This is a genomic window from Streptomyces sp. NPDC089424, assembly GCF_044749345.1.
Lineage (GTDB): Bacteria > Actinomycetota > Actinomycetes > Streptomycetales > Streptomycetaceae > Streptomyces.
Window position 1 is genome coordinate 1 of record NZ_JBIVHU010000010.1, and the last position, 22,957, is coordinate 22,957.

Genomic DNA, 22,957 nt, shown 5'->3' on the forward strand with positions numbered 1-22,957 from the left:
CGACCCGTACCGTTGAACTTCCCCTCCAACGGCTGCGCCGCCTGCACCAACTGCCGGATCAACGTCCCCAGATCATCGCTCGAACCCCGCGAATCGCGCATCAGCGACGACAGCGTCTGCGCACCCATGTCGAACTTCATACCGAACTCGCTCCCCCATCCGTGTCCTGGTTGTCCGTCGTCCCATCGTACGTATCTCATCTCTACCAACCCCCCGATCGCTCACGCAATCGAGAGGAGACGGCAGTTACAGAGGAGGCACAAAGCCATGACCCACCGCGGGAGCGGGCGGTCAGTGGGCGGCGGACTGGGCCGTCGGGCCCTCGCGGCAGATCAGCAGGAGGGCGCGGTCGTCGTTGACGTCCTTCGCTACCGCCTCGATGAGATGCCAGGCGGCACCCTGGAAGCCGGCGGAGACATAGCGGTCGGCCTCGCCGGTGAGGCGGTCGATGCCTTCGACGATGTCGCGGTCGGAGGTCTCGACCAGGCCGTCGGTGAAGAGCATCAGCACGTCGCCCGCCCGCAGCGAGCCCTTCACGGGGTCGAACTGGGCGCCGTCGTAGACCCCCAGCAGCGGACCCTCGGCGGCCTTCTCCTCCCAGCGGCCGCTGCCCGCGCTGAGTTGCAGGCCGGGCGGATGGCCCGCGGAGTACAGCTCGTAGTCGCCGGTGTCGAGGTCGAGGACGAGGTGGATGGAGGTGGCGAAGCCCTCCTGCCAGTCCTGGCGCAGCAGATAGCCGTTCGCGGCGGGGAGGAAGGCGTGCGGGGGCAGGCTGCCGAGCAGACCGCCGAAGGCGCCCGAGAGCAGCAGGGCGCGCGAGCCGGCGTCCATGCCCTTGCCGGAGACGTCGGTGAGGACGACCTCCAGGGTGCGGCCGCCGTTGGTGCGCGCCGCCACCACGAAGTCGCCCGAGAAGGACTGGCCGCCCGCCGGCCGCAGCGCCATCTCACGGTGCCAGCCCTGCGGCAGCTTGGGCAGCTTGCTCTGCACCCGGATGCGTTCGCGCAGGTCGAACAGCATCGTGCCGCCGCGCCGCCAGGGCACGCCGACGCGGCTGCGGAACTGGGCGATCAGCAGGCCGAAGAAGCCGCACGCCGCGACGACGAGGACGACCCCGGGCGTCACCCGCGAGGGGCCCTCCGTGTAGGGGCCGAGCTGTATCGACTCCACGATGAGGGCGGTGGCGGCCGCCGCGTACAGGCCGAGCAGGCTGGCCGGGCGCAGCAGCAGGCCCCCGGCGACGATCGGCAGGACCAGGACGGCCGGTGAGCACCACACCGAGTTGGCGAGCGTACCGGCGGTGATGAGGGGAATGGTGAGCAGCAGACCGGCCAGCGCGACCCAGTCGGAACCGTCGCCGCGGAAGTAGTCGACGGCGCTTCTGCGCAGGCCGACGCGGACCCGGTGCCAGCGCATCTTCAACCGGGCCGTGAACGTCTCGGCCGCCGTGAGCGGCTCTCGTCCTGCTGCCATTAGTTCGGGACCCTATCCATCGGACCAGCCGCTTGGCACGGGAGGTCCTGCTTGTCCCCCGTCCGGGGCTCGACTCCACAGTGAACTTCACCGGGGGCCGGCCCGCCCCCCTCCCGGTGAAGTCGGGAGAAATTCCCTCGCCGGTCCGGCGGCGCCCTGGTAGGCATGGCCCCATGGCAACCGACTTCCTGCCCGGTGCGGACACCGGGCCGCGAGTGCTGCGTCCGGACGACTGGGATCGCTGGTACGACACGCTGATCCGCGCCTTCGGCGGGGTGCCGGAGTCCCCCGAGGAGCAGGAGCTGTGGAACGCGCTCACCGAGACCGGCCGTTCGCTGGGTGTTTGGGAGGACGGCGCCTGCGTGGGGACGGCGGGGGCGTTCTCGTTCGGGCTGACCGTGCCCGGCGGGGCCTCGGTGCCCACGGCGGGCGTGACGATGGTCGCGGTGGCGGCCACGCACCGCCGCCGCGGTGTGCTGACGTCCATGATGCGGCGGCAGTTGGACGACGTACGGTCCTGGGGCGAGCCGCTGGCGGCGCTCACCGCGTCCGAGCCGGCGATCTACGGCCGGTTCGGGTACGGCGCCGCGACCTTCGGGCTCGGCGCGGAGATCGACACCGTCCGGGTACGACTGTCGGTGCCGGCCGCCGCCGATGACGTACGGCTGCGGTACGCGGCGCCCGCCGACGTCCTCGACGTGTGCGAGTCGGTCTACGCACGGCTGGTGCCGTCGCGGCCCGGGATGCTGGCGCGGCCGCCCGGGTGGGAGCGGCTGGGGGTGCTGGACCCGGAGAGCGAGCGGGACGGGGCGTCGCCCTTGCAGTGTGTCGTCGCCGAGCGGGACGGCGAGGTCACGGGGTACGCGCGGTACCGGGTCAAGCTCGGGTGGGGGGAGGCCGGGCACGACGGCACGGTAATGCTGCAGGGCCTGGCGGGCCTCGATCCGGCGACGGAGGGCGCGCTGTGGCGGTTCCTGTTCGGGATCGACCTGACGACGACGCTGTCCGTGCGGGGGCGGCCGGCCGACGAGGGCTGGCAGTACCAGGTGTCCGACCTGCGGCGGTGCCGCACGCGCTCGCGGGACGCGCTCTACCTGCGGCTGGTGGACGTCGGGGCGGCGCTGGCGGCCCGTACGTATCGGACGCCGGTGGACGTCGTGTTCGAGGTGGCGGACGACTTCTGCCCCTGGAACGAGGGGCGCTGGCGGCTGTCGGGTGACGCCAAGGGCGCGTCGTGTGCGCGGACGACCGACGCGGCCGACCTCGCCCTGTCGGTACGGGAACTGGGGGCCGCGTATCTCGGTGGGGTGAGCCTCGGCGCGCTGGCGGCGGCCGGGCGGGTGCGTGAGCTTCGGACCGGGGCGCTCGCGGAGGCCGCGGTGGGGTTCGGGAGCACCGTGGCGCCCTGGCTGCCGCACGGTTTCTGAGCGCCCGGGGCCCGGATCAACCGCGCTGGCAGCCGGGGCACCAGAAGAGGTTGCGGGCGGCGAGGCCGGCGGTGCGGATCTCCTCGCCGCAGATGTGGCAGGGCCGCCGGTCCCGGCGGTAGACGTAGACCTCTCCGCCGTGGTCGTCGACGCGGGGCGGGCGGCCCATGGCCTCGGGGGTGTGCTCGGGGCGGACCGTGTCGATGCGGTTGTTGCGCACGCCCTCGCGCATCAGGTCGGCGAGGTCGCTCCAGATCGCGTCCCACTCGGCGGGCGTGATGTCCCGTCCCGCGCGGTACGGGTCGATCCGGTGCCGGAAGAGCACCTCGGCGCGGTAGACGTTGCCGACTCCCGCGATGACCTTCTGGTCCATGAGGAGGGCGGCGATCGTGCTGCGGCTGCGGGAGATCCGCCGGTAGGCGGCGTCGGGGTCGGCGTCGTCGCGGAGCGGGTCGGGGCCGAGACGGTCGTGTATCGCACGCTTCTCCTCGTCGGTGACGAGGGCGCAGGTGGTCGGCCCGCGCAGGTCGACGTACCCGGTGGCGCCCGCGAGGCGCAGGCGGACGGTGTCGGTGGGCGGCGGGGCCGGGGCGTCGCCGAAGGCGACCTTGCCGAACAGGCCCAGGTGGATGTGGACCCAGTCGGCGGCACGGAAGCGCAGGAAGAGGTGCTTGCCGTGGGCCTCGGTGGCCGTCAGGACCGCCCCGTCCAGGAGGTCCGCGGCGTCGGAGAACTTGCCCTGGGGGCTGGTGACCCGGGGGGCCGTGCCGGAGAAGCGGGCGGCGTAGTCGTGCGCCAGCCGGTGAATCGTGTGCCCCTCTGGCACGGTCCGCGGTTCCTTCCAGCCCCTGGGGGCGATCCCGTCCTGCTGCCTACCGCCCGCTGCCTGCTGCCTGCCGTCTTCGGCTGAGGCCTGCTGCGTCAGTCCTGCTGCGGGTGGTGTGCCGGGATCGGCGGGAGCTCATGCGTGTCCTCGTACGCGGCGAGCATCGCGATGCGGCGGGCGTGGCGCTCCTCACCGGTGAACGGCGTGTTCAGGAACGTCTCGGCGAGCTTCGTCGCCTCCTCCCGCGAGTGCATGCGGGCGCCGATGGAGACCACGTTGGCGTCGTTGTGCTCGCGGCCGAGCGACGCCGTCTCCTCGCTCCAGGCGAGCACGGCGCGGACGCCCTTGACCTTGTTCGCGGCGATCTGCTCGCCGTTGCCCGAGCCGCCGATCACGATGCCGAGGGCGCCGGGGTCGGCGACGGTGCGCTCGGCGGCGCGGAGGCAGAACGGCGGGTAGTCGTCCTGGGCGTCGTAGACGTGAGGGCCGCAGTCGACGGGCTCATGGCCGGCCGCCTTGAGCCACTCGACGAGGTGGTTCTTCAGTTCGAAACCGGCATGGTCGGAGCCGAGATACACGCGCATGGGACGAGTGTGACATGCGCCGGGCGGGGCAGCAGGGCCGGGTGGCGGGACCGAAAAATGTGAGCAACGCCACCGAACCTCAGGAAATCCTCAAGTAACGATCCGGAATCAAAGGTTCAAGAATTCGTTCACCTCAGATTCACTGGTCCGACTCGTACGCCGCTCGTACGGGGAATTGCTCACCCGGCGCAAAGGAAATCCGTCCCATGACTTCGCAGCCGACCCTGACGAAGGCCGGAAGCGGCCCCGGAGGCCACGGCGGAACCGGCGATCCCGGTTCCGGATCAGGTCTCCAGGCAGGGCTCAAGAACCGTCACCTGTCGATGATCGCCATTGGCGGCGTCATCGGCGCCGGACTCTTCGTGGGGTCCTCCTCCGGTATCGCCACCGCCGGTCCCGGCATCCTTCTCTCCTACGCTCTCGTCGGCACGCTCGTGGTGCTGGTGATGCGCATGCTCGGTGAGATGTCGGCGGCCAACCCGACCTCGGGCTCGTTCTCCGCGCACGCCGACCGCGCGCTCGGCAGCTGGGCCGGGTTCTCCATCGGCTGGCTGTACTGGTTCTTCTGGGTGGTCGTCCTGGCGGTCGAGGCGACCGCCGGCGCGGTGATCCTGGAGGGCTGGATCCCGGCCGTCCCGCAGTGGGCCTGGGCCCTGATCGTCATGGTGGTGCTGACCGCCACCAACCTCGTCTCCGTCGGTTCGTACGGTGAGTTCGAATTCTGGTTCGCGGGCATCAAGGTCGTCGCGATCGCCGCGTTCATCGTCATCGGCGGACTGGCCGTCTTCGGCCTGCTCCCGGGCGTGGACAGCGACCAGGCCGGACTGGCGAACCTGACCGGGCACGGCGGCTTCCTGCCCAACGGACCAGGCGCGATCCTCACCGGTGTGCTGCTCGTCGTCTTCTCCTTCATGGGCAGCGAGATCGCCACCCTGGCCGCCGGCGAGTCCGAGAACCCGCAGCAGGCCGTCACCAAGGCCACCAACAGCATCATCTGGCGTGTCGCCGTCTTCTACCTCGGTTCGATCTTCGTCGTGGTGACCCTGCTCCCGTGGGACAGCAAGTCCATCGCCGACGAGGGCTCGTACGTCGCGGCGCTCAACTCCCTCGGCATCCCGCAGGCCGGTCAGATCATGAACTTCATCGTGCTGACCTCGGTGCTGTCCTGCCTCAACTCCGGCCTCTACACCGCCTCCCGCATGGCCTTCTCGCTCGGCCGGCGCGGTGACGCGCCCAAGTCCTTCGCCCGGACGACCGGCCGGGGTGTGCCGCGGACGGCGATCCTCGTCTCCGTCGTCTTCGGTTTCGTGGCCGTGTTCTTCAACTACAAGTTCCCGGACTCGGTCTTCCTCTTCCTGGTCAACTCCTCCGGTGCCGTCGCCCTGTTCGTCTGGCTGGTGATCTGCTTCTCCCAGCTGCGGATGCGCAAGATCATCCAGCGCGAGGCCCCCGAGAAGCTGGTCGTGCGGATGTGGCTGTACCCGTACCTGACCTGGGCCACCGCCGCGCTGATCGTCTTCGTGCTCGGCTACATGCTGACCGACACCGAACACGACGGGCGCAAGACCGTGCTGCTGTCGCTGCTCGTCGCCGCGCTGGTGCTCGCCGCCGCCGTGGTCCGGCAGCGGTTCGGCTCGCGCAAGGTGGTCGAGGGCGTCGAGGCCGACCCGCGGCCCGCCGAGGTGCGCGACTAGGCACCGCCCCTTCGAAGAGCTTCACGCCGCGTGCCCCCTCACAGCGGCGTGAAGCTCTTTTTCACGTCCTCGTAGACCGCGAGCGCGCCGTCCTCCACGGCCGGCTGGTACCAGGTGTTGATCTGGTACGACTTCCCCCGCGCGTCGAAGCCCAGCAGCCGGGCGTGCCAGGGGACGCCCTCCAGCGTGAAGGTGTACTCCCAGACCACCGCAGGATGGCCGCGGAACGTGGTCTGCTCCAGCCGGATCTTGCGGTAGTCCCGCCCCTGGTGGGCGTTGCGTTCCGAGGTGCGCCAGCTGTCCATGAGGTCGCCCCGGGCCAGCGAGGACTTGGCGACCAGTTCCTGGGTGCCCTCGGGTGCGGTGTAGTGCACCTCCGCTCCCGTCTTCACGTCCCGCCGCCAGCCCTCGGGCGTGACCCACGCGTACCCGCCGGCCTCCACGCGGGCGCCCGGGGCCGGACTCGGCGGCCGGGACGTGCCGGCGACCGTGGGTGAGGGGGAGGCGGCGTCGGAGGGGTCGGCCGCCCCGGTGCCGGAGGAGCCGGCCGGCGCCGACACCGACGGCCTGCCGTCCGCCCGGGTGCCGTCCGGCGCCCGCGCCGTCGTCGCCCAGACGATCCCGGCCACCACGGCGGCCGTGAGGACACCGGCCGCCGCGGCCACCGCCGTCCGCGTCGTACGGCGTCCAGGAGGCCCTGACGGCATCGCGGGTCCCGGCGGTTCGCCGCCCGGCGGTGCCCCCGCCGCGCCGGACGCCGGGCGCCGCTCGGTCACGGCCTGCGACCGCGCCAGGGAGACGCCGCCTGCCGGCCGGGTCCGGTCGGAAGGCGGGGGCTCCGCCGACGCCGGCGCCGGCTCCCGCGACGGCACCGGTTCCGCCACCACGAGGGTCGGCGTGGGCCCCGGCGCCACCTCGCGCAGCGCCGCCTCCAGCGCGTCCAGGCCCGGCCGGACCTCCGGCTCCTTGCGCAGCAGCGCGCCCAGCACCTCCGCCAACGGACCTGCGGAAGGGGGGAGTTCGGGCTCCTCGTAGAGCACCGCGTGGAGTGTCGCCAGCGTCGTGTCACGGGAGAAGGGGGACTGACCCGCCAGTGCCGCCGACAGCGTCGCCCCGAGCGACCAGACGTCCGACGGTGGCCCCTGCGGACGCCCGGAGATCCGCTCGGGGGCCATGTAGTCGGGCGAGCCGACCAGCATCCCGGCCATGGTCAGCGCTTTGGCGTCCTGGATCGCCGCGATGCCGAAGTCGGTGAGCACGACCCGGCGGCCGGCCGCCTCGACGAGGACGTTGCCCGGCTTGATGTCCCGGTGCAGCACCCCGCGCGCGTGCACCTCGCGCAGCGCCTCCACCAGCCCGAGCCCGATCCGCGCCGCCTCGCCGGGACCGAGCGGTCCGTCCTCGGCCATGATCCGTTCCAGGGAGCGCCCGGCCACCAACTCCATGACGATCCACAGGCGTTCGCCCTCGTCCACGACGTCGTAGACCCGGACGACGTGGGGATGGTCGATACGGGCGGTGGCCCGCGCCTCGCGCAGCGTGCGTTCGCGGCGGGTGCGGGCGTCCTCGGCGTCCAGGCCGTCGATGCGCATTTCCTTGACGGCGACCGGCCGGTCGAGCATTTCGTCGGCGGCACGCCACACCCGCCCCATTCCCCCCTGCCCGATGCTTTCGGCCAACCGATAGCGCCCTGCCACCAGTAACCCCGGAACACCGGAACTTCGCGTATTTCCCGGCAATTTGCCGCACCCCCCTCAACCATGCACCAACAGTCACACGTCGGGCCGTACCAGCATAGTGCGGAGAAATCTTGTGGTACCTCTTCAAGTACTGCGAATTCAGGCGCAGGCAAGGGGGACGAACATGCGTTCACGTCGTAGGGCGACCATCACCGGATCACTGGCAGCGGCATCCTTTTCGGCCGTGCTGATCCTTTCCGGCACGGCCGGGGCGGACGACCAGGGGCCGGGAAGCGACAAAGGGGGAAAGGCCGTGGACAAGGCGCCCGCGGGGGTGGAACTGACCACGCTGCTGCCCGAGAGGATCTCGGTGCGCAACGATGCGGAGGAAACGGAGATCACCGCCACGGTGAAGAACGGGGGGACGCGGGACAGCGGTCCGATCAGGCTTCTGGTCGTCGGTTTCGACGGGCTGACGGTCACGAATGTCGAGGGCTGCTCCGCGATTTCGCGCGGCGATCTGCCGGAGGGTTCCAACAGCGGTTTCGCCTGCGCGCTGGACGATCTGGCGGCGGGTGCGTCGAAGTCGTACGACGTCGACGCGACCTACGACCTGGACAGCACCGGGAAGATCTGTCTGCCCGTCCAGAGCAGCGACGGCGGCACGACGTTCTGGCAGCAGGGGCCGGTCCCGTTCGGCACGACGAATCCGTCACCGAACGCCCCGGCCACCCCCCTGCTGCTCGGCACCGACAACAAGCCGGTGGCACCGGCCGGCGACGAACTGCCCAAGACCGGCCCGGCCCGTGACCTCCTTCCACTCGCCGCGGCCGGCGCCACACTGATCGCAGCAGGCGCCGCAGGCCTACGACGCACCCCCCACCGCCCCACCTGACACCCACACAAAAAAACCGGGCCCGGCGACCCCGGGCCCGGCAACAGGGAAACGTGCGGGGCCGGGAAGGCGGGGTGTCGCCCTCCCGGCCCCGCGCCGTGGGGAATCAGTGCCTGTCGATGAGCTTCCAGGCGGTCGGGAGCAGGCCCATCGCGAGGGCCGCCTTCAGGGCGTCGCCGATCAGGAACGGCGTGAGACCGGCCGCGATCGCGGCGGAGGCGGACATGCCGGTGGCGAAGGCCAGGTACGGGACGCCGACGGCGTAGATGATCGCCTCGCCCAGCAGCATCGCGCCCGCCGTACGCCACGGCGAGCGGTCGGCACCGCGGCGGGCGAGCGCGCCCACGACGGTGGCGGCCAGCAGCAGGCCGATGACATAACCGAAGGACGGGGCGGCCGCGCCGGAGCCGCCCTCCGCGAACCACGGCATCCCGGCCACCCCGGCGAGCGCGTACAGCGCGAGCGAGAGGAAGCCGCGGCCGGCGCCGAGCGCGGTGCCGACGAGCAGCGCGGCGAAGGTCTGACCGGTGACCGGCACCGGGCTGCCCGGGATCGGCACGGCGATCTGGGCGGCGAGCCCGGTGAGCACGGCGCCACCGACGAGGAGCGCGACATCGCGGACGCGGGTGGAGACACCGCCCTGCCCGGCCGAGGCCGACAGCTTGGGCAGGGGGATCAGGTCGGCGAGGACCTGGCCCGGGCGGGCGGGGGCGGCGGCAGCGCTGCTCATGGGGACTCCGCGAGTGAGGGCGGTTCGGGACACCGTGACGCTAACCCAGGGCACCGGGTGCCACCACCGTCACCGCCCCACAAAGGGACGCGCATGCCGGTGGTGGGCTCCTTACAAAGAGTGGTGATTACACGTGCGGCGGCGTGATACCGGTCACTGAGGTGAAGCCCTGTGGCTCACGGATCGGGCCTGGGGGTGGCTCTGTAGGGTCTCGCCAAATGGGCGGCCCCGGGGGAAGTACTGACCCGGCCTTTACACTCCGTGTGATTGTCCCCCTTATCCCCTCACGTACTGGACGAGCCGCGCCCATGTCCCGCACCACCCCCGTTCAGGCTCCGCCCGAGGCGGACGCGTCCCTGTCCCACGGACTCAAGCAGCGACACCTGTCGATGATCGCCCTGGGCGGCGTGATCGGCGCCGGCCTGTTCGTCGGCTCCGGCGCGGGTATCGCCGCCGCCGGTCCCTCGATCGTCGTCGCCTATGTCATCTCCGGCCTCCTGGTGATGCTGGTGATGCGGATGCTGGGCGAGATGTCGGCGGCCCATCCGTCGTCGGGCTCCTTCTCCGCCCATGCCGAGCGGGCGATCGGGCCGTGGGCCGGTTTCACCGCGGGCTGGGCGTTCTGGATCCTGCTGTGCACGGCCGTCGGACTGGAGGGCATCGGCGCAGCGAAGATCGTCAGCGGCTGGCTGCCGGGCACGCCGGAGTGGGCGTGGGTGGCCCTGTTCATGCTGGTGTTCTGCGGCGCGAACCTCGCGGCCGTGAAGAACTTCGGCGAGTTCGAGTTCTGGTTCGCGGCGCTGAAGGTCGGCGCGATCACGCTGTTCCTGGTGCTCGGGGTGCTGGCGATCGCGGGCGTCCTGCCCGGCACCGACTCCCCCGGCACCAGCAACCTGACCGACTTCATGCCGGGCGGCGGTGAGGGGCTGGTGATCGGCCTGCTCGCCTCGGTGTTCGCGTACGGCGGCCTGGAGACGGTCACCATCGCGGCGGCCGAATCGGAGGACCCGGTCAAGGGCGTGGCGAGCGCGGTCCGCACGGCGATGTGGCGTATCGCGCTGTTCTACGTCGGCTCGATGGCGATCGTCGTCACCCTCGTGCCGTGGGACTCCCAGGAGGTCGTGGAGAGCGGCCCGTACGTCGCCACCCTGGACCGGCTCGGCATCCCGGGCGCCGGGCAACTGATGAACGTGGTCGTACTGGTGGCGCTGCTGAGCGCGATGAACGCCAACATCTACGGCGCCTCGCGCATCGGCTACTCGCTGGTGCGACGGGGCCAGGGGCCGAAGGCGCTGGGCCGGGTGTCCGGCGGGGTGCCGCGGATCGCGGTGCTGGCGTCCTGCGTCTTCGGCTTCGTGTGCGTGGTGCTCAGCTACTGGCGGCCGGACGACGTCTTCCCCTGGCTGCTGAACATGATCGGCGCGGTGATCCTGGTCGTCTGGATCTTCATCGCCGTCTCGCAGCTGCGGCTGCGCCGCCGGCTGGAGCGGGAGGCGCCGGGGAAGCTCGTCGTGCGGATGTGGGCGTTCCCGGTGCTGACCTGGGTGGCGCTGGCGGGCATGGCGGCGATCTTCGTCCTGATGGCCCGGGAGCCGGACACCCGGGTGCAGCTCTACTCGACGGGCGCCATGACGCTCGCGCTGGCGGCGATCGGCTACGGCCGGCAGCGGGCGCGCGCCCGGCGCTGACGCCACGGCACCCCGAAAGGCCCCCACGTGCACGCGTGGGGGCCTTCTTCTTGCTAGGTTGTAGTTGCAAGTTAGTTGCAATAAGAGGTCGGAGGGGACCCCTGATGCCCGTCTACACGCTGCCTGAACTGCCGTACGACTACTCCGCACTCTCCCCCGTGATCAGCCCGGAGATCATCGAGCTGCACCACGACAAGCACCACGCGGCGTACGTGAAGGGCGCGAACGACACGCTGGAGCAGCTCGCCGAGGCGCGAGACAAGGAGTCGTGGGGCTCGATCAACGGCCTGGAGAAGAGCCTCGCCTTCCACCTCTCCGGACACATCCTGCACTCGATCTACTGGCACAACATGACCGGAGACGGTGGCGGCGAGCCCCTGGAGACGGACGGCGTCGGCGAACTGGCGGTCGCGATCACCGAGTCCTTCGGCTCCTTCGCGCACTTCAAGGCGCAGCTGTCCAAGGCGGCGGCCACGACCCAGGGTTCCGGCTGGGGCGTCCTCGCCCACGAGCCGCTGAGCGGCCGGCTGATCGTCGAGCAGGTCTACGACCACCAGGGCAACGTCGGCCAGGGCGCCACGCCGATCCTTGTCTTCGACGCCTGGGAGCACGCCTTCTACCTGCAGTACAAGAACCAGAAGGCCGATTTCGTCGAGGCGATGTGGAAGGTCGTCAACTGGCAGGACGTGGCCAGGCGCTACGAGGCTGCCCGCTCCCGCGCGGACGTCCTGCTGCTGGCCCCCTGAGGCCCCGCTGATCGTCCTGCCTCGTGATCGTCTTCTCACCTTTCACGTCGGCAGGCGGATGGACGGAAGCCCCCGCGAGGACGTGACTCGCGGGGGCTTTCGGTAGCCGGCGTTCCGGGTCATCGTGGCGGGATGCCGATGGAGAGGACCCTGCCCTGCTGGACCTGCGGGACCGACCAGCCGCACCGGCAGGTCAAGGACGACCGTGAACGCGACATGATCCGAGAACTCGAAGGCCTCCCGCCCCGCGCGTACGTGGACCATTACTGGGTCTGCGTCAGCACCGAGCGGGACTGCCGCAACATCCGCACCGGACACTCGTGGCGACCGCTGCGTCCGCCCCGCAAGATGCCGCCCGAGCCCGCCGACCCCCGGAAAACCTAGAGGTTGCTGAAGTCCGGGCCCTTGGTGCGGGTGCGCTTGAGCTCGTAGAAGCCCGGCACCGAGGCCACGGCGAGGGTGCCGTCCCAGAGGCGGGCGGCCTCCTCGCCCTGGGGGGCGGGGGTGACGACCGGCCCGAAGAAGGCGACCTCCTCGCCACCGGGGCCGGGGACCGCGATCACGGGCGTGCCGACCTCCTGGCCGACCTTGTCGATGCCCTCCTGGTGCGAGGCGCGCAACTCGGGCTCGTAGGGGGTGGCGTCCCAGTGCTCCATCAGGGAGTCGGGCAGGCCCACCTCCTTGAGGGCGGCGGCGACCGCCTCCTTCTCCGGGCCCTGCCCCTGGTTGTGGATGCGGGTGCCGAGCGCGGTGTAGAGGTCGCCGAGCACCTCGGGGCCGTGCTCCTGCCGCGCCGCGATGACCACGCGTACCGGCCCCCACGCCTTGGTGGTGAGCATCTCGCGGTACTCCTCCGGCAGGTCTTCCTTGTCCTCGTTCAGCACGGCGAGGCTCATCAGGTGCCAGCGGACCTCGATGTCGCGGACCTTCTCCACCTCCAGCACCCACCGGGAGGTCATCCAGGCCCAGGGGCACAGCGGATCGAACCAGAAGTCGACGGGCGTTTTGTCCGACATGTCTCTCCTCATGAGGAAGTGAATCTCCCGGGGAACTCCTGCACGAACACCGCCGCGCCCCGGACCATTCCCGGCTGCCCCCGGTCAGCACCGCATGGGAGGATCGGTGCTGTTCAGCGACGTCCGACGAACCCGCGTCCGACGAATCCGAGGGAGAGCCGCCCGTGCCCGGTGAGAATCTGACCCGCGACGAGGCCCGGGAGCGGGCCGCCCTGCTGTCGGTCGACGGGTACGACGTGTCGCTCGACGTGCGCTCCGCGCTCGGCGAGGCGTCCGGCGACGGGCCGCGGACCTTCCGCTCGGTCACCACGATCAGGTTCCGCTGCGCCGAGCCGGGCGCGGCGAGCTTCGCGGACCTGATCGCGCCGCACGTCACCGCGGTCTCGCTGAACGGCCGGGACCTCGACCCCAGCGAGGTCTTCGACGGCTCCCGGATCCAGCTGGAGGACCTCGCCGCCGACAACGAGCTGATCGTCGACGCGCTGTGCGCCTACTCCCGTACCGGCGAGGGCCTGCACCGCTTCGTCGACCCGGAGGACGGCGAGGTGTACCTGTACACCCAGTACGAGCCCGCCGACGCCCGCCGGGTCTTCGCCGGCTTCGAGCAGCCCGACCTCAAGGCGCCCTTCCGCTTCGAGGTGCGGGCGCCGGAGGGCTGGACCGTGTGGAGCAACGGTGCCGGGCAACTCGCCGACGGCGTCTGGCGGTTCGCCGAGACCAAGCCGATCGCCACGTACATCACGTGCATCACGGCGGGGCCCTACCACTACGTCACGGACTCCTACACACGCGAGTTCGAGGACGGCACGGCGCTGGAGATCCCGCTCGGCGCGCTGTGCCGCAAGGGCCTGGCGCCCTACTTCGACACCGACGAGATCTTCCGGATCACCAAGCAGGGCCTGGACTTCTTCCACGACCACTTCGACTACCCGTACCCGTTCGGGAAGTACGACCAGGCCTTCGTGCCCGAGTACAACCTCGGCGGGATGGAGAACCCGGGCCTCGTGACCTTCCAGGAGGAGTACCTCTTCCGCGGGAAGGTCACGCAGACCTCGTACGAGCACCGGGCCACGGTGATCCTGCACGAGATGGCGCACATGTGGTTCGGCGACCTGGTCACCATGGAGTGGTGGGACGACCTGTGGCTGAAGGAGTCGTTCGCCGACTTCATGGGCTCCTTCTCGCTGGTCCGCGCCACCCGCTTCACCGACGGCTGGATCGCCTTCGCCAACCGCCGCAAGTCCTGGGCCTACCGCGCCGACCAGCTCCCCTCCACGCACCCCGTGACCGCCGACATCCGCGACCTTCAGGACGCGAAGCTGAACTTCGACGGCATCACGTACGCCAAGGGCGCCAGCGTCCTCAAGCAGCTCATGGCGTACGTCGGCGAGGAGGCGTTCCTGGAGGGCGCGCGGCGCTACTTCAAGCGGCACGCCTACGGCAACACGCGCCTCGGCGATCTGCTGTCCATCCTGGAGGAGACCAGCGGGCGGGACATGGCCGCCTGGTCGCGGGCCTGGCTCCAGACCGCCGGCGTCAACTCCCTCACCCCGCAGGTGCTGCTGGACGCGCAGGGCCGCGTCGCGGAGCTGGCGGTGGTGCAGGAGGCACCCGAGTCGCACCCCCAGCTGCGCCCGCACCGGGTACGGATCGGGCTGTACCGGCGTACGGCGGGCGGGAGGCTGGAGCGGTACGCCGGCCATGAGGTGGACGTCGACGGACCGCGCACCGTCGTGCCGGGGCCGGTGGGCGCCGAGGCGCCGGAGCTGGTCCTGGTCAACGACGACGACCTCACCTACTGCAAGATCCGCTTCGACGAGACCTCGCTCGCCACGCTCCAGGAGGCGCTGGGCGAGCTGACCGACCCGCTGGCCCGGGCCTTGTGCTGGTCGGCGCTGTGGAACATGACCCGCGACGCGCTGCTGCCCACGCGGGACTTCGCCGACCTGGTGCTGCGGTTCGCCGGACGCGAGTCGGACATCGGCGTGCTGCAGATGCTGCACGCCTGGGCGGAGTCGGCGCTGATCCACTACGCGGCGCCGAAGTGGCGGGCCACCGGCGAGGAACTGCTCGCGCAGGGCGCGCTGCGCGAGCTGCGGGCGGCCGCGCCCGGCAGTGAGCAGCAGCTGGCCTGGGCGCGCTTCTACGCGTCGGTGGCGTCCGGCGGGGAGCACCTCGGGCTGCTCCAGGGGCTGCTGGACGGCACGGAGCTGATCGACGGGCTGGTGGTCGACCAGGAGCTGCGCTGGGCGTTCCTGGAGCCGCTGGCCGCGCACGGGGCCGCCGACGAGGAGGCGCTGGCCGCGGAGCTGGCCCGGGACGACACCGCGTCCGGCAGGCGACGGCAGGTCCGCTGCCTCGCCGCCCGCCCCTCGGCGGCGGTCAAGGCGCAGGCCTGGGCGCAGGTGGTGGAGTCGGACGCGCTGTCCAACGCGCTCGTCGAGGCGACGATCGCGGGCTTCGCCCAGCCGTCCCGGCGCGACCTGCTGGAGCCCTACGCCGACAAGTACTTCGCGGTGATCGAGCGGGTGTGGCAGGAGCGGTCGATCCAGATCGCGATGCACGTGGTGCGGGGCATGTTCCCCGGGCTGCGCGCGAGCGAGGAGACGCTGGCGGCCGCGGACGCCTGGCTGGCCGCCCACGAGGACGCCGCCCCGGCCCTGCGCCGCCTGGTCCTGGAGGCGCGGGACGACCTGGCACGGGCCCTGCGGGCACAGGCGTGCGACACGGCGGCGGGCGGCTGACCAGTAGCTTTGGCCTGAGCTTGGGCCGTTGGTCACCGTTACGAAATTCAGGCAAGAACAGCCGTAACCCCTGGTCCGCACCCGAACGGACCAGGGGTTTTCGTCGCCTTCTCGGCATCCGAACATGCGTCCTTTAGTGCGAGCTTGTCGGGATTTGTCGACGGCCGTGTAACAGCGGTTAACGGGCGGATCAGGCACGGGAATCTCCGGGGCATGAACCACAACACCCCGCTCTCCCCCCGCCCCCTGCACCACCTGTCCGACGGCCGGCGCCGTGTCATGACGACCGCTCAGCTGCGGGCGCACGGCGTCTCCACCGCCGAGACCAACGAGCAGTGCAAGTCCGGCGGCCCCTGGCAGGAACTCCTCCCCGGCGTCTACCTGCTGCACCCCGGCCCGCCGACCAGCGAGGAGCGGCTGCACGCGGTGCTGATGTACGCGGCCCGCGAGCCCTCCCCCGGGGTGCCGGTCCAGCCCGGCGCCGACGACGAGCAACGCCCGCCGTACCCGGAGGCGATGATCACCGGTCTCGCCGCGCTCAACCTGCACGGCTTCGCCGCCGTCCCCCCACTGCCCTCCCTGGACCACATCGACGTGCTGGTCCCCCGGCTGCGCCGGCTGCGTTCGACGGGCTGCGCCCGCCTGTCGCGCACCTCCGCGCTGCCCACACCGCAGTACCGCACGGGCCTGCCGGTCGCGCCGGTGCCCCGGGCCCTGGCCGACGCGGTGGCCGACCTCACGGACGCGGGCGCGGTACGGCGGCTGCTCACCGAGGCGGTGCGCGGTGGCCACTGCGAACCGGCGGCGGTCGTACGGGAGTTGAACCAGGCGAGGCTGCTGAGCCGCCCGCATGTCGTGGACGCCGTGGACTCGCTGCTCGCGGAGGGGCGGGCGATGGCGGAGGACCGGCTGTACCGCATGGTCCGGGAGTTCGGCCTGCCCGACCCGGTGTGGAACGTCGACCTGCGCCTGCCCGGTGGGCCGCACCTGGGGGGCCTGGACGCCTACTGGCCGGAGCACGCCGTGGCGGTGGAGCTGGACACCCGGGCACCCCGCCAGGGGGATCGGCAGGAGGAGGACGCCCTGTGGTCGGAGTACGCCCGCAAGCGTGAACACCTGGAGCGACTGGGCATCACGGTCGTGTACATCACGCCCAGGAAGCTGCGGGACGCGAGGGAGCAGCAGGCGACGGTCGTGCGCACGGCGCTGATGGCGTCGGCGGACCGGGACCCGGCGGCGTATGTGGTGGTGCTGCCCCGGTAGTGACGGACCAGGGCCGGCATCAGGAGGGGAGGGGAGGGGCCGTCCGGCGGCGACGCCGGGCGGCCCCTCCTCATGTCCGGGCGCGGCGGAGCGGGTCAGCGCGTCCCGAGGCGCGTTCCGGGGCGCGTCGCGCCGCGGGCGTCGCCGCAGAACTCCGCCTCGACGACCGCGTCGGTGTCGCCCGCCCAGTCGCCGTTGAAGTTGAGGGCGAGGGAGTGCCGGGCGTCGGGGGTGGTGACGGCCTCGGACGACGAGCCGTGTATGCCGCCGCCGTGGCCCCAGACGCGGACACCGCAGGACAGCCTCCGCTCCATCAGGCCGAGTCCGTAGCCGTCGTTCGGGGCGCCGTCGATCTCCACCGTCGTCTTCATGGCCTTCAGCTGCCGCGGCGGCAGCAGCTCGCCGCCGAGCAGCGCCCGGTAGAAGCGGTTCAGATCCGAGGAGTCGGAGATCATCTCACCGGCCGCGTAGGCCAGGGAGGGGTTCAGCCTCGTGACGTCGTAGGTCGGCCCGGTCGTCGTCGGCGCCAGCTTGCTGTAGGCACGGCTGCTGGGCTGCGGGACCGCGGCCCGCGTGCCCGGCACCGACGTGGCGTGCAGGTGCAGCGGCTCGATGATCCGGTCGCGGATCTCCGCGCCGTAGGGACGTCCGGTCGCCTTCTCGATCACCATGCCGGCGAGGACGTAGTTGGTGTTGGAGTAGCCCCAGGACGTGCCCGGCGCGAACTCGGGCCGGTGCCCCATCGCGATCGCCACCAGCTCGGCCGGCCTCTTCGTGTCGTAGCGGTGCGCGAAGAAGCCGTCCTTCAGGAAGTACGTACGGCCGAACTCCTCGTCCGAGGTGTAGTCGTGGATACCGCTGGTGTGGTTCAGCAGCCGGCGGAGGGTGATCTTCCGCCCGTCGTGGCCGTTGCCCCGCACCGTGCCCGGCAGCCACCTATGCACCGTGTCGTCCAGCGACAGCCGGCCCTCCGCCTCCAGCTGGAGCATCACCGTCGCCACGAACGTCTTGGTGATGCTGCCCACCCGGTACCGGTCGGACGCCGAACGCGGCTCGCCGGTGCGCAGGTTGCCCACGCCCTCGGTCGCCCGCCATGTGCGGTGCCCGTCCTTCACCGTCGCCGTGACACCGGGCACCCCCTCCCGCACGGCGGCCCGCAGCGCCTCACGGGTGGCATCGTGGCCGGCGCCGGGGGCCGCCAGGGCCGCGCCGGCCAGGGCCGCCGACAGCGCCACGGCCGTCGCCGCCACCAGGGTCACTCGTACGCTCATGTCTTCCCCCATCTGATCCCCTCGGATCCTTCGCGGATCACAGCACAGTCGGGGGAAGAAACCATGAGCACCCCGTGAAGGTTGCCGAAGTGCGTCCGGGTTGAGTGGGTTTCGGCCTTTCCCCTCCCGAGGGCCACGCCGGCCCCCGGGACCCGCTCCTATCCCAGGTCGACGCGCCCCGCGGCCGGACGTTCCCGCCACAGCCGCAGACCCAGATCGACCAGGCCGATACGCCGCAGGGCGGGGACGGCGTCGAGCGCGTGCCAGGCGGCCATGTCGGTGGAACCGCCGATCTCGTGCCGCAGTTCGCCGCCGACCACCGTCCCCTCGTACACGAGGCGCACGCCGTGGTGGTCGGTCGCCCGGCGGAAGCGGGGACCCGGGAAGGTGCGGTGCAGGGAGTGGACGCCGAGGATGCCGGTGACCTCGATGCGGTAGCCGGTCTCCTCGCGCACTTCCCGGCGGACGGTGTCGTAGGGGTCCTCGCCGTGCTCCATGCCGCCGCCGGGCAGCACCCACTCCGGTGTCCCGTCGGGTGCCGGGGAACGGGCGAGCAGCACCTGGCCGTCGCGGACGCATATGGCGTAGGCCGCCACCCTCAACTTCTTGCGCACGAGGGGACGCTATCCCGCCCCACCGGGAATGCCGCCCGCCACCCGAAATGTTCCGCTCGCCCCCTGTACCCCTCGATGCGCATCGCGGGTTTTCCCCATTCATCCATTTCGATGCGGTCAACCCTCGCCAAAGCACCCACCGTTGCGTAAGGCTGAGCGGTCGTCCGGGACGGTGTTCCGGACTGTCTCGTTCCTTAACCAACAAGGGATGCCGATGACCCTCAGCCCCCAGAGCGAACCGATACCGGGCGCGAGACGCGTGGCCCGGATCGCCGTGGCCGCCGGCCTTGTCGCCGCGCTGGCCGCGGCCGGGCCGATACCCGTGGCGCTCGCCGCGGACCAGGCGCCCGCGGCCGCCGACCCCGGTGCGAAGTCCGCGCACGACAAGCTCGGTTCCGGCGACGCGGAACTGCTCGCCGAGGCCAAGGCCGACGGCGCCAAGACCGTCACCATGATGGTCGCCACCGCACCCGGCAGCACCGAGCAGGTCGCCGAGCAGCTCGACTCCGTCGACGGCGGCCTCGTGGGCCGTACGTACGACAGGCTGGGCTACGTCCGGGCCACCGTCCCCACCGGCAAGGCGGACGCGGCCATCGCCGCCGCCGCCAAGCTGTCCTCCGTGCACGGCATCGACCTGCGCGAGGAGATACCCCTGGACGACCCGCGGCCGAACGCGGGCACCACGCAGGGCGGCAAGGCCGCCGGCAGCTACCCCGGGCCGGGGAGGAACACCCCGGCCGAGAACCCGTACAACCCGTCCTTCGAGACCGGCGCCGTCGACTTCGTCGCGGACCACCCGAAGGCGGACGGCCGCGGTGTCACCATCGGCATCCTCGACTCGGGCGTGGACCTCGGCCATCCGGCGCTGCAGAAGACCACGACCGGTGAGCGCAAGATCGTCGACTGGGTGACCGCCACGGACCCGGTCGTCGACGGCGACGGCACCTGGCGCCGGATGACCACCTCGGTCAGCGGCCCCACGTTCGCCATCACCACGCCCACGCTCGGCACCGAGACGTTCAAGGCGCCCGAGGGCTCGTACAAGTTCAACTACTTCTCCGAGTCGGCCACCACCGGCGGCGACATGGCCGGTGACCTGAACCGCGACGGCGACACCACGGACGTCTGGGGCGTCCTGTACGACGCCGCCTCCGGCACCGCGCGCGTCGACCTGGACGACGACCTCGACTTCACCGACGACGCCGCGATGAAGCCGTACAAGGACGGCTTCCAGATCGGCCACTTCGGCACGGACGACCCGGCGACCGCGATCGCCGAGCGGATCCCGTTCGTGGTCGAGATCCGCAAGGACGTCGTCTACAACGCGGCCGGCGCCAAGGCCGACTACGTCAGCATCGGCGTCATCGAGGGCTCGCACGGCTCGCACGTGGCCGGCATCACCGCCGCCAACGGCCTGTTCGGCGGCAGGATGAACGGCGCCGCCCCCGGCGCCAAGCTGGTCTCCTCCCGGGCCTGCACCTGGTCCGGCGGCTGCACCAACGTGGCCCTCACCGAAGGCATGATCGACCTGGTCGTCAACCGGGGCGTCGACATCGTCAACATGTCGATCGGCGGCCTCCCGGCGCTCAACGACGGCAACAATGCGCGCGCCGAGCTCTACACCCGCCTGATCGACGAGTACGGCGTCCAGCTGGTGATCTCCGCGGGCAACTCCGGCCCCGGCGCCAACACCATCGGCGACCCGTCGCTGGCCGACAAGGTGATCTCGGTCGGCGCGACCGTCTCCAAGGAGACCTGGGCCGCCAACTACGGCTCGGCCGTGGAGAAGCGGTACGCCATGATGCCGTTCTCCTCGCGCGGCCCGCGTGAGGACGGCGGCTTCACGCCGACGCTCTCCGCGCCCGGCGCCGCGATCAACACCACGCAGACCTGGTCGCCCGGCGGCCCGGTCGCCGAGGCCGGCTACAGCCTGCCGCCCGGCTACTCCATGCTCCAGGGCACCTCGATGGCCTCTCCGCAGGCGACCGGAGCCGCGGCGCTGCTGCTCTCCGCCGCGCAGCAGAAGGGCATCGACCTCACCCCTGCGACCCTGCGCACGGCACTGACCTCGACCGCCGACCACATCAAGGGTGTGCAGGCGTACGAGGAGGGCGCGGGCCTGATCAACATCCCGGACGCCTGGGACTCGATCCGTGACGACGCCACCGCGCACACCTACGACATCAAGGCGCCGGTCGACACCGCGATCGACCAGTTCCTCAAGACCCCGGGCTTCGGCACCGGCCTCTACGACCGTGAGGGCGGCCTGAAGGCAGGCCAGAAGAAGACGTACGACGTCACCATCACCCGTACGTCCGGCCCCGCCACGGCGGTCCGGCACGAGCTGCACTTCGAGAACAACACGGGCGGCACCTTCCGCATCGTCGGCGACGACGTGGTGCGGCTCCCGCTGAACCAGCCCGTCACCGTCAAGGTGCAGGCCGCTCCGACGTCCGCCGGTCTGAAGAGCGCGATCCTGGAGCTCGACGACCCGCGCACCGAGGGCATCGACAAGCTGGTCCTCAACACGGTCGTCGTCGCGCAGCCGCTGAAGTACGCCTACTCGGCGTCCGGTTCGGTGCAGCGCAACAGCACCACGTCGTACTTCGTGACCGTGCCCGAGGGCGCCAAGTCGCTGGAGGTCGCGCTCGGCGGGCTGAAGAGCGGGAGCCAGACCCGGTTCATATCCATCCACCCCTACGGCGTCCCGTCCGACCCGACGTCGACGATCAACTGCTACCCGAACTACTCGAACCCGGCCAACACCTGCCGTCCGGACGTGCGGTCGTACGCCGACCCGCAGCCGGGTGTCTGGGAGATCGAGGTCGAGTCGCGCCGTACGTCGCCGCTGCTCGACAACCCGTACAAGCTGGACGTCACCGTGCTCGGCGCGGCCTTCGACCCGGAGACCGTGACCGTGCCCGAGGCCAAGGTCGGCGTGCCGGCCACCGCCTCCTGGAAGGTGACCAACGGCTACGCCGCCATCGACGGCAAGCTGGTCGGCGGGCCGCTCGGCTCGTCCAAGACCACCCGCCCGACGATCGCGCAGGGCCAGACGCAGACCAGCACGGTCGAGGTGCCCGCGGGCGCCACCTCGCTGGACGTCGCCATCGGCGGTGTCTCGGACACGGCGGCCGACCTGGACCTGACGGTCTACGACAGCACCGGCGCGGTCGTCGGCCAGGCCGCCGACGGCGACTCGGAGGAGCAGGTGACCATCGCCTCCCCGAAGGCCGGCACCTACACCGTCGAGGTCGTCGGCTATGCCGTGCCGGCCGGTTCCACCGCGTACGACTACCGGGACGTCTTCTTCTCCGCCGCCCTCGGCAGCGTGAGCGTGGACGGCTCGGCTCCGGTCAAGCTCGGCACGGGCGCGTCGGCGACCGTCACCGGCGACGTCGTGGCCACCGCCGCCGCCCCCGAGGGACGCGAGTTCTTCGGTCAGGTGCAGCTGGTCAACGCCCGCGGCACCGCGGCGGGCATCGGCAACGTGAAGATCGAGAAGGTCACGCCGTAGCACGTCGGTACGGCTGAGGGGCGGGCGTCCGTGCGGGCGCCCGCTCCTTCTGCTATCCGCAGGGTGTCGTGCGCGCCTGCGCCAACGTCTCTGTGAGCAGCGGGCGTTGACCGGCGACGGCCGCTTCGCCGACGAGCCAGAAGTCGGGGGACGTCCGGCCCCGGCGGATGGCGACGAGGACATCCACCCCTTCGTCGAGACCGGCGACGGCGGGGATCGTGAACGTGACCTCGGCCGCGCCCTTCGCCGGTTTCCAGGAGCGGGTCACGTCGAGGGTGACGCGTTCCTCGCCGGTGCCGGGGACAGGCCGGGCCTTCGTGACCTCGCCCTCGACGACCAGGCGGGCGCAGGCCAGGTACTCGGCCGAGCCGAGCGGGCCCGCCGTCTTGGCGTCGGACTCGGCGCTGTCGGCGGCCGCCCCGGCCGTCTGGTCCGCCCCACCGCCCGCCTGGACGAGCAGCCACCCCAGGCCCGCCACCATCGCCCCGGCGGCCGCGACCCCGGCCGCGCCGAGGACGAGGACGAAGGAGCGCCGGCGCCGCGGGCGCGTCCGGACAGGCGCCGCGACCGGTGCGGACCGTTCCGGCTCCGCCGCCAGCGCCGCGCCGAGGATCCCCAGCTGTTCGCGCAGCAGCGCCACGTCCGCGGCCGCCGACCGGTGCGCGGCCATGAAGGCGCCGTCGGCGCGGGCCGCCTCGCTCAGCGGCTCGTCGGTGAGCACGGCCATCAGCGGGTCCATGGGGAAGGATCCGCCGTCGCGGCCGCCGTCGCCGCCGTGTTCGACGCCCAC

Annotated in this window: 18 protein-coding genes; 9 read left to right on the forward strand and 9 right to left on the reverse strand. The window is 71.5% G+C overall.

Going from position 1 to position 22,957, the window contains the following annotated elements; translation table 11 throughout:
- Positions 1-291 precede the first annotated feature (291 nt).
- Positions 292-1,473: a PP2C family protein-serine/threonine phosphatase gene (locus ACIP2X_RS32860; protein ID WP_401680271.1), complete on the reverse strand. Its 1,182-nt coding sequence runs from the start codon at positions 1,471-1,473 to the stop codon at positions 292-294.
- A 173-nt stretch (positions 1,474-1,646) separates the two neighbouring features.
- Here ACIP2X_RS32860 and ACIP2X_RS32865 point away from each other — a divergent pair, with 173 nt between their 5' ends.
- The gene (locus ACIP2X_RS32865) at positions 1,647-2,900 is read left to right on the forward strand and encodes a GNAT family N-acetyltransferase (protein WP_401680274.1); all 1,254 of its coding nucleotides are present in this window, start codon (positions 1,647-1,649) and stop codon (positions 2,898-2,900) included.
- A 16-nt stretch (positions 2,901-2,916) separates the two neighbouring features.
- Here the strand turns inward: ACIP2X_RS32865 and ACIP2X_RS32870 are convergent, their stop codons facing one another.
- Positions 2,917-3,726: an Fpg/Nei family DNA glycosylase gene (locus ACIP2X_RS32870; RefSeq protein ID WP_401680277.1), complete on the reverse strand. Its 810-nt coding sequence runs from the start codon at positions 3,724-3,726 to the stop codon at positions 2,917-2,919.
- Between the two features lie 95 nt (positions 3,727-3,821).
- On the reverse strand, positions 3,822-4,310 hold the full coding sequence (locus ACIP2X_RS32875) for a ribose-5-phosphate isomerase (RefSeq protein ID WP_401680279.1): 489 nt from the start codon (positions 4,308-4,310) through the stop codon (positions 3,822-3,824).
- A 206-nt stretch (positions 4,311-4,516) separates the two neighbouring features.
- Between ACIP2X_RS32875 and ACIP2X_RS32880 the strand changes: the two genes are divergently transcribed.
- On the forward strand, positions 4,517-6,004 hold the full coding sequence (locus ACIP2X_RS32880) for an amino acid permease (protein WP_401680282.1): 1,488 nt from the start codon (positions 4,517-4,519) through the stop codon (positions 6,002-6,004).
- Positions 6,005-6,042: 38 nt separating this feature from the next.
- On the opposite strand, the gene ACIP2X_RS32885 is transcribed toward ACIP2X_RS32880, so the two are convergent.
- Entirely contained in the window at positions 6,043-7,656 is a 1,614-nt protein-coding gene (locus ACIP2X_RS32885) for a protein kinase (RefSeq protein ID WP_401681225.1), read from the reverse strand.
- A 211-nt stretch (positions 7,657-7,867) separates the two neighbouring features.
- On the opposite strand from ACIP2X_RS32885, the gene ACIP2X_RS32890 reads away from it, so the two are divergent.
- Positions 7,868-8,578, forward strand: coding sequence for a hypothetical protein (locus ACIP2X_RS32890; protein WP_401680285.1), 711 nt, complete (start codon positions 7,868-7,870; stop codon positions 8,576-8,578).
- A 106-nt stretch (positions 8,579-8,684) separates the two neighbouring features.
- Here the strand turns inward: ACIP2X_RS32890 and ACIP2X_RS32895 are convergent, their stop codons facing one another.
- Positions 8,685-9,308: a biotin transporter BioY gene (locus tag ACIP2X_RS32895; protein ID WP_401680288.1), complete on the reverse strand. Its 624-nt coding sequence runs from the start codon at positions 9,306-9,308 to the stop codon at positions 8,685-8,687.
- Positions 9,309-9,616: 308 nt separating this feature from the next.
- Here ACIP2X_RS32895 and ACIP2X_RS32900 point away from each other — a divergent pair, with 308 nt between their 5' ends.
- The 3 genes from ACIP2X_RS32900 (at position 9,617) to ACIP2X_RS32910 (ending at position 12,126) form a co-directional block, all read left to right on the forward strand.
- Entirely contained in the window at positions 9,617-10,996 is a 1,380-nt protein-coding gene (locus tag ACIP2X_RS32900; RefSeq protein ID WP_401680291.1) for an amino acid permease, read from the forward strand.
- Positions 10,997-11,100: 104 nt separating this feature from the next.
- Positions 11,101-11,742, forward strand: coding sequence for a superoxide dismutase (locus ACIP2X_RS32905; RefSeq protein ID WP_401680293.1), 642 nt, complete (start codon positions 11,101-11,103; stop codon positions 11,740-11,742).
- Between the two features lie 132 nt (positions 11,743-11,874).
- Complete coding sequence (locus ACIP2X_RS32910) at positions 11,875-12,126, forward strand: hypothetical protein (protein WP_401680295.1); 252 nt, start codon at positions 11,875-11,877, stop codon at positions 12,124-12,126.
- On the opposite strand, the gene ACIP2X_RS32915 is transcribed toward ACIP2X_RS32910, so the two are convergent.
- Positions 12,123-12,758 (reverse strand): DsbA family protein, encoded by a 636-nt coding sequence (locus ACIP2X_RS32915; RefSeq protein ID WP_401680298.1) that lies wholly within the window; start codon positions 12,756-12,758, stop codon positions 12,123-12,125. The genes ACIP2X_RS32910 and ACIP2X_RS32915 overlap by 4 nt on opposite strands.
- Before the next feature lie 164 nt (positions 12,759-12,922).
- Here ACIP2X_RS32915 and pepN point away from each other — a divergent pair, with 164 nt between their 5' ends.
- Positions 12,923-15,502: an aminopeptidase N gene (gene pepN, locus ACIP2X_RS32920; RefSeq protein ID WP_401680301.1), complete on the forward strand. Its 2,580-nt coding sequence runs from the start codon at positions 12,923-12,925 to the stop codon at positions 15,500-15,502.
- 213 nt (positions 15,503-15,715) lie between these two features.
- Positions 15,716-16,765, forward strand: coding sequence for a hypothetical protein (locus tag ACIP2X_RS32925; protein WP_401680304.1), 1,050 nt, complete (start codon positions 15,716-15,718; stop codon positions 16,763-16,765).
- Between the two features lie 95 nt (positions 16,766-16,860).
- Here ACIP2X_RS32925 and ACIP2X_RS32930 read toward each other — a convergent pair whose 3' ends face one another.
- Positions 16,861-18,036, reverse strand: coding sequence for a serine hydrolase domain-containing protein (locus tag ACIP2X_RS32930; protein ID WP_401680307.1), 1,176 nt, complete (start codon positions 18,034-18,036; stop codon positions 16,861-16,863).
- A gap of 158 nt (positions 18,037-18,194) precedes the next feature.
- Complete coding sequence (locus tag ACIP2X_RS32935) at positions 18,195-18,650, reverse strand: NUDIX hydrolase (protein ID WP_401680310.1); 456 nt, start codon at positions 18,648-18,650, stop codon at positions 18,195-18,197.
- Between the two features lie 214 nt (positions 18,651-18,864).
- Here ACIP2X_RS32935 and ACIP2X_RS32940 point away from each other — a divergent pair, with 214 nt between their 5' ends.
- On the forward strand, positions 18,865-22,167 hold the full coding sequence (locus ACIP2X_RS32940) for a S8 family serine peptidase (protein WP_401680313.1): 3,303 nt from the start codon (positions 18,865-18,867) through the stop codon (positions 22,165-22,167).
- Between the two features lie 52 nt (positions 22,168-22,219).
- Here ACIP2X_RS32940 and ACIP2X_RS32945 read toward each other — a convergent pair whose 3' ends face one another.
- Positions 22,220-22,957 carry a hypothetical protein gene (locus tag ACIP2X_RS32945; RefSeq protein WP_401680316.1) on the reverse strand — a complete coding sequence of 246 codons (738 nt, stop codon included), beginning with the start codon at positions 22,955-22,957 and terminating at the stop codon, positions 22,220-22,222.

Excerpts from the sequence above, each read along its gene's own strand:
- ACIP2X_RS32860 (WP_401680271.1), bottom strand. The coding sequence starts at position 1,473 with ATGGCAGCAGGACGAGAGCCGCTCACGGCGGCCGAGACGTTCACGGCC.
- ACIP2X_RS32865 (WP_401680274.1), top strand. The coding sequence starts at position 1,647 with ATGGCAACCGACTTCCTGCCCGGTGCGGACACCGGGCCGCGAGTGCTG.
- ACIP2X_RS32875 (WP_401680279.1), bottom strand. The coding sequence starts at position 4,310 with ATGCGCGTGTATCTCGGCTCCGACCATGCCGGTTTCGAACTGAAGAAC.
- ACIP2X_RS32880 (WP_401680282.1), top strand. The coding sequence starts at position 4,517 with ATGACTTCGCAGCCGACCCTGACGAAGGCCGGAAGCGGCCCCGGAGGC.
- ACIP2X_RS32885 (WP_401681225.1), bottom strand. The coding sequence starts at position 7,656 with ATGGGGCGGGTGTGGCGTGCCGCCGACGAAATGCTCGACCGGCCGGTC.
- ACIP2X_RS32890 (WP_401680285.1), top strand. The coding sequence starts at position 7,868 with ATGCGTTCACGTCGTAGGGCGACCATCACCGGATCACTGGCAGCGGCA.
- ACIP2X_RS32895 (WP_401680288.1), bottom strand. The coding sequence starts at position 9,308 with ATGAGCAGCGCTGCCGCCGCCCCCGCCCGCCCGGGCCAGGTCCTCGCC.
- ACIP2X_RS32900 (WP_401680291.1), top strand. The coding sequence starts at position 9,617 with ATGTCCCGCACCACCCCCGTTCAGGCTCCGCCCGAGGCGGACGCGTCC.
- ACIP2X_RS32905 (WP_401680293.1), top strand. The coding sequence starts at position 11,101 with ATGCCCGTCTACACGCTGCCTGAACTGCCGTACGACTACTCCGCACTC.
- ACIP2X_RS32910 (WP_401680295.1), top strand. The coding sequence starts at position 11,875 with ATGCCGATGGAGAGGACCCTGCCCTGCTGGACCTGCGGGACCGACCAG.
- ACIP2X_RS32915 (WP_401680298.1), bottom strand. The coding sequence starts at position 12,758 with ATGTCGGACAAAACGCCCGTCGACTTCTGGTTCGATCCGCTGTGCCCC.
- ACIP2X_RS32925 (WP_401680304.1), top strand. The coding sequence starts at position 15,716 with ATGAACCACAACACCCCGCTCTCCCCCCGCCCCCTGCACCACCTGTCC.
- ACIP2X_RS32930 (WP_401680307.1), bottom strand. The coding sequence starts at position 18,036 with ATGAGCGTACGAGTGACCCTGGTGGCGGCGACGGCCGTGGCGCTGTCG.
- ACIP2X_RS32940 (WP_401680313.1), top strand. The coding sequence starts at position 18,865 with ATGACCCTCAGCCCCCAGAGCGAACCGATACCGGGCGCGAGACGCGTG.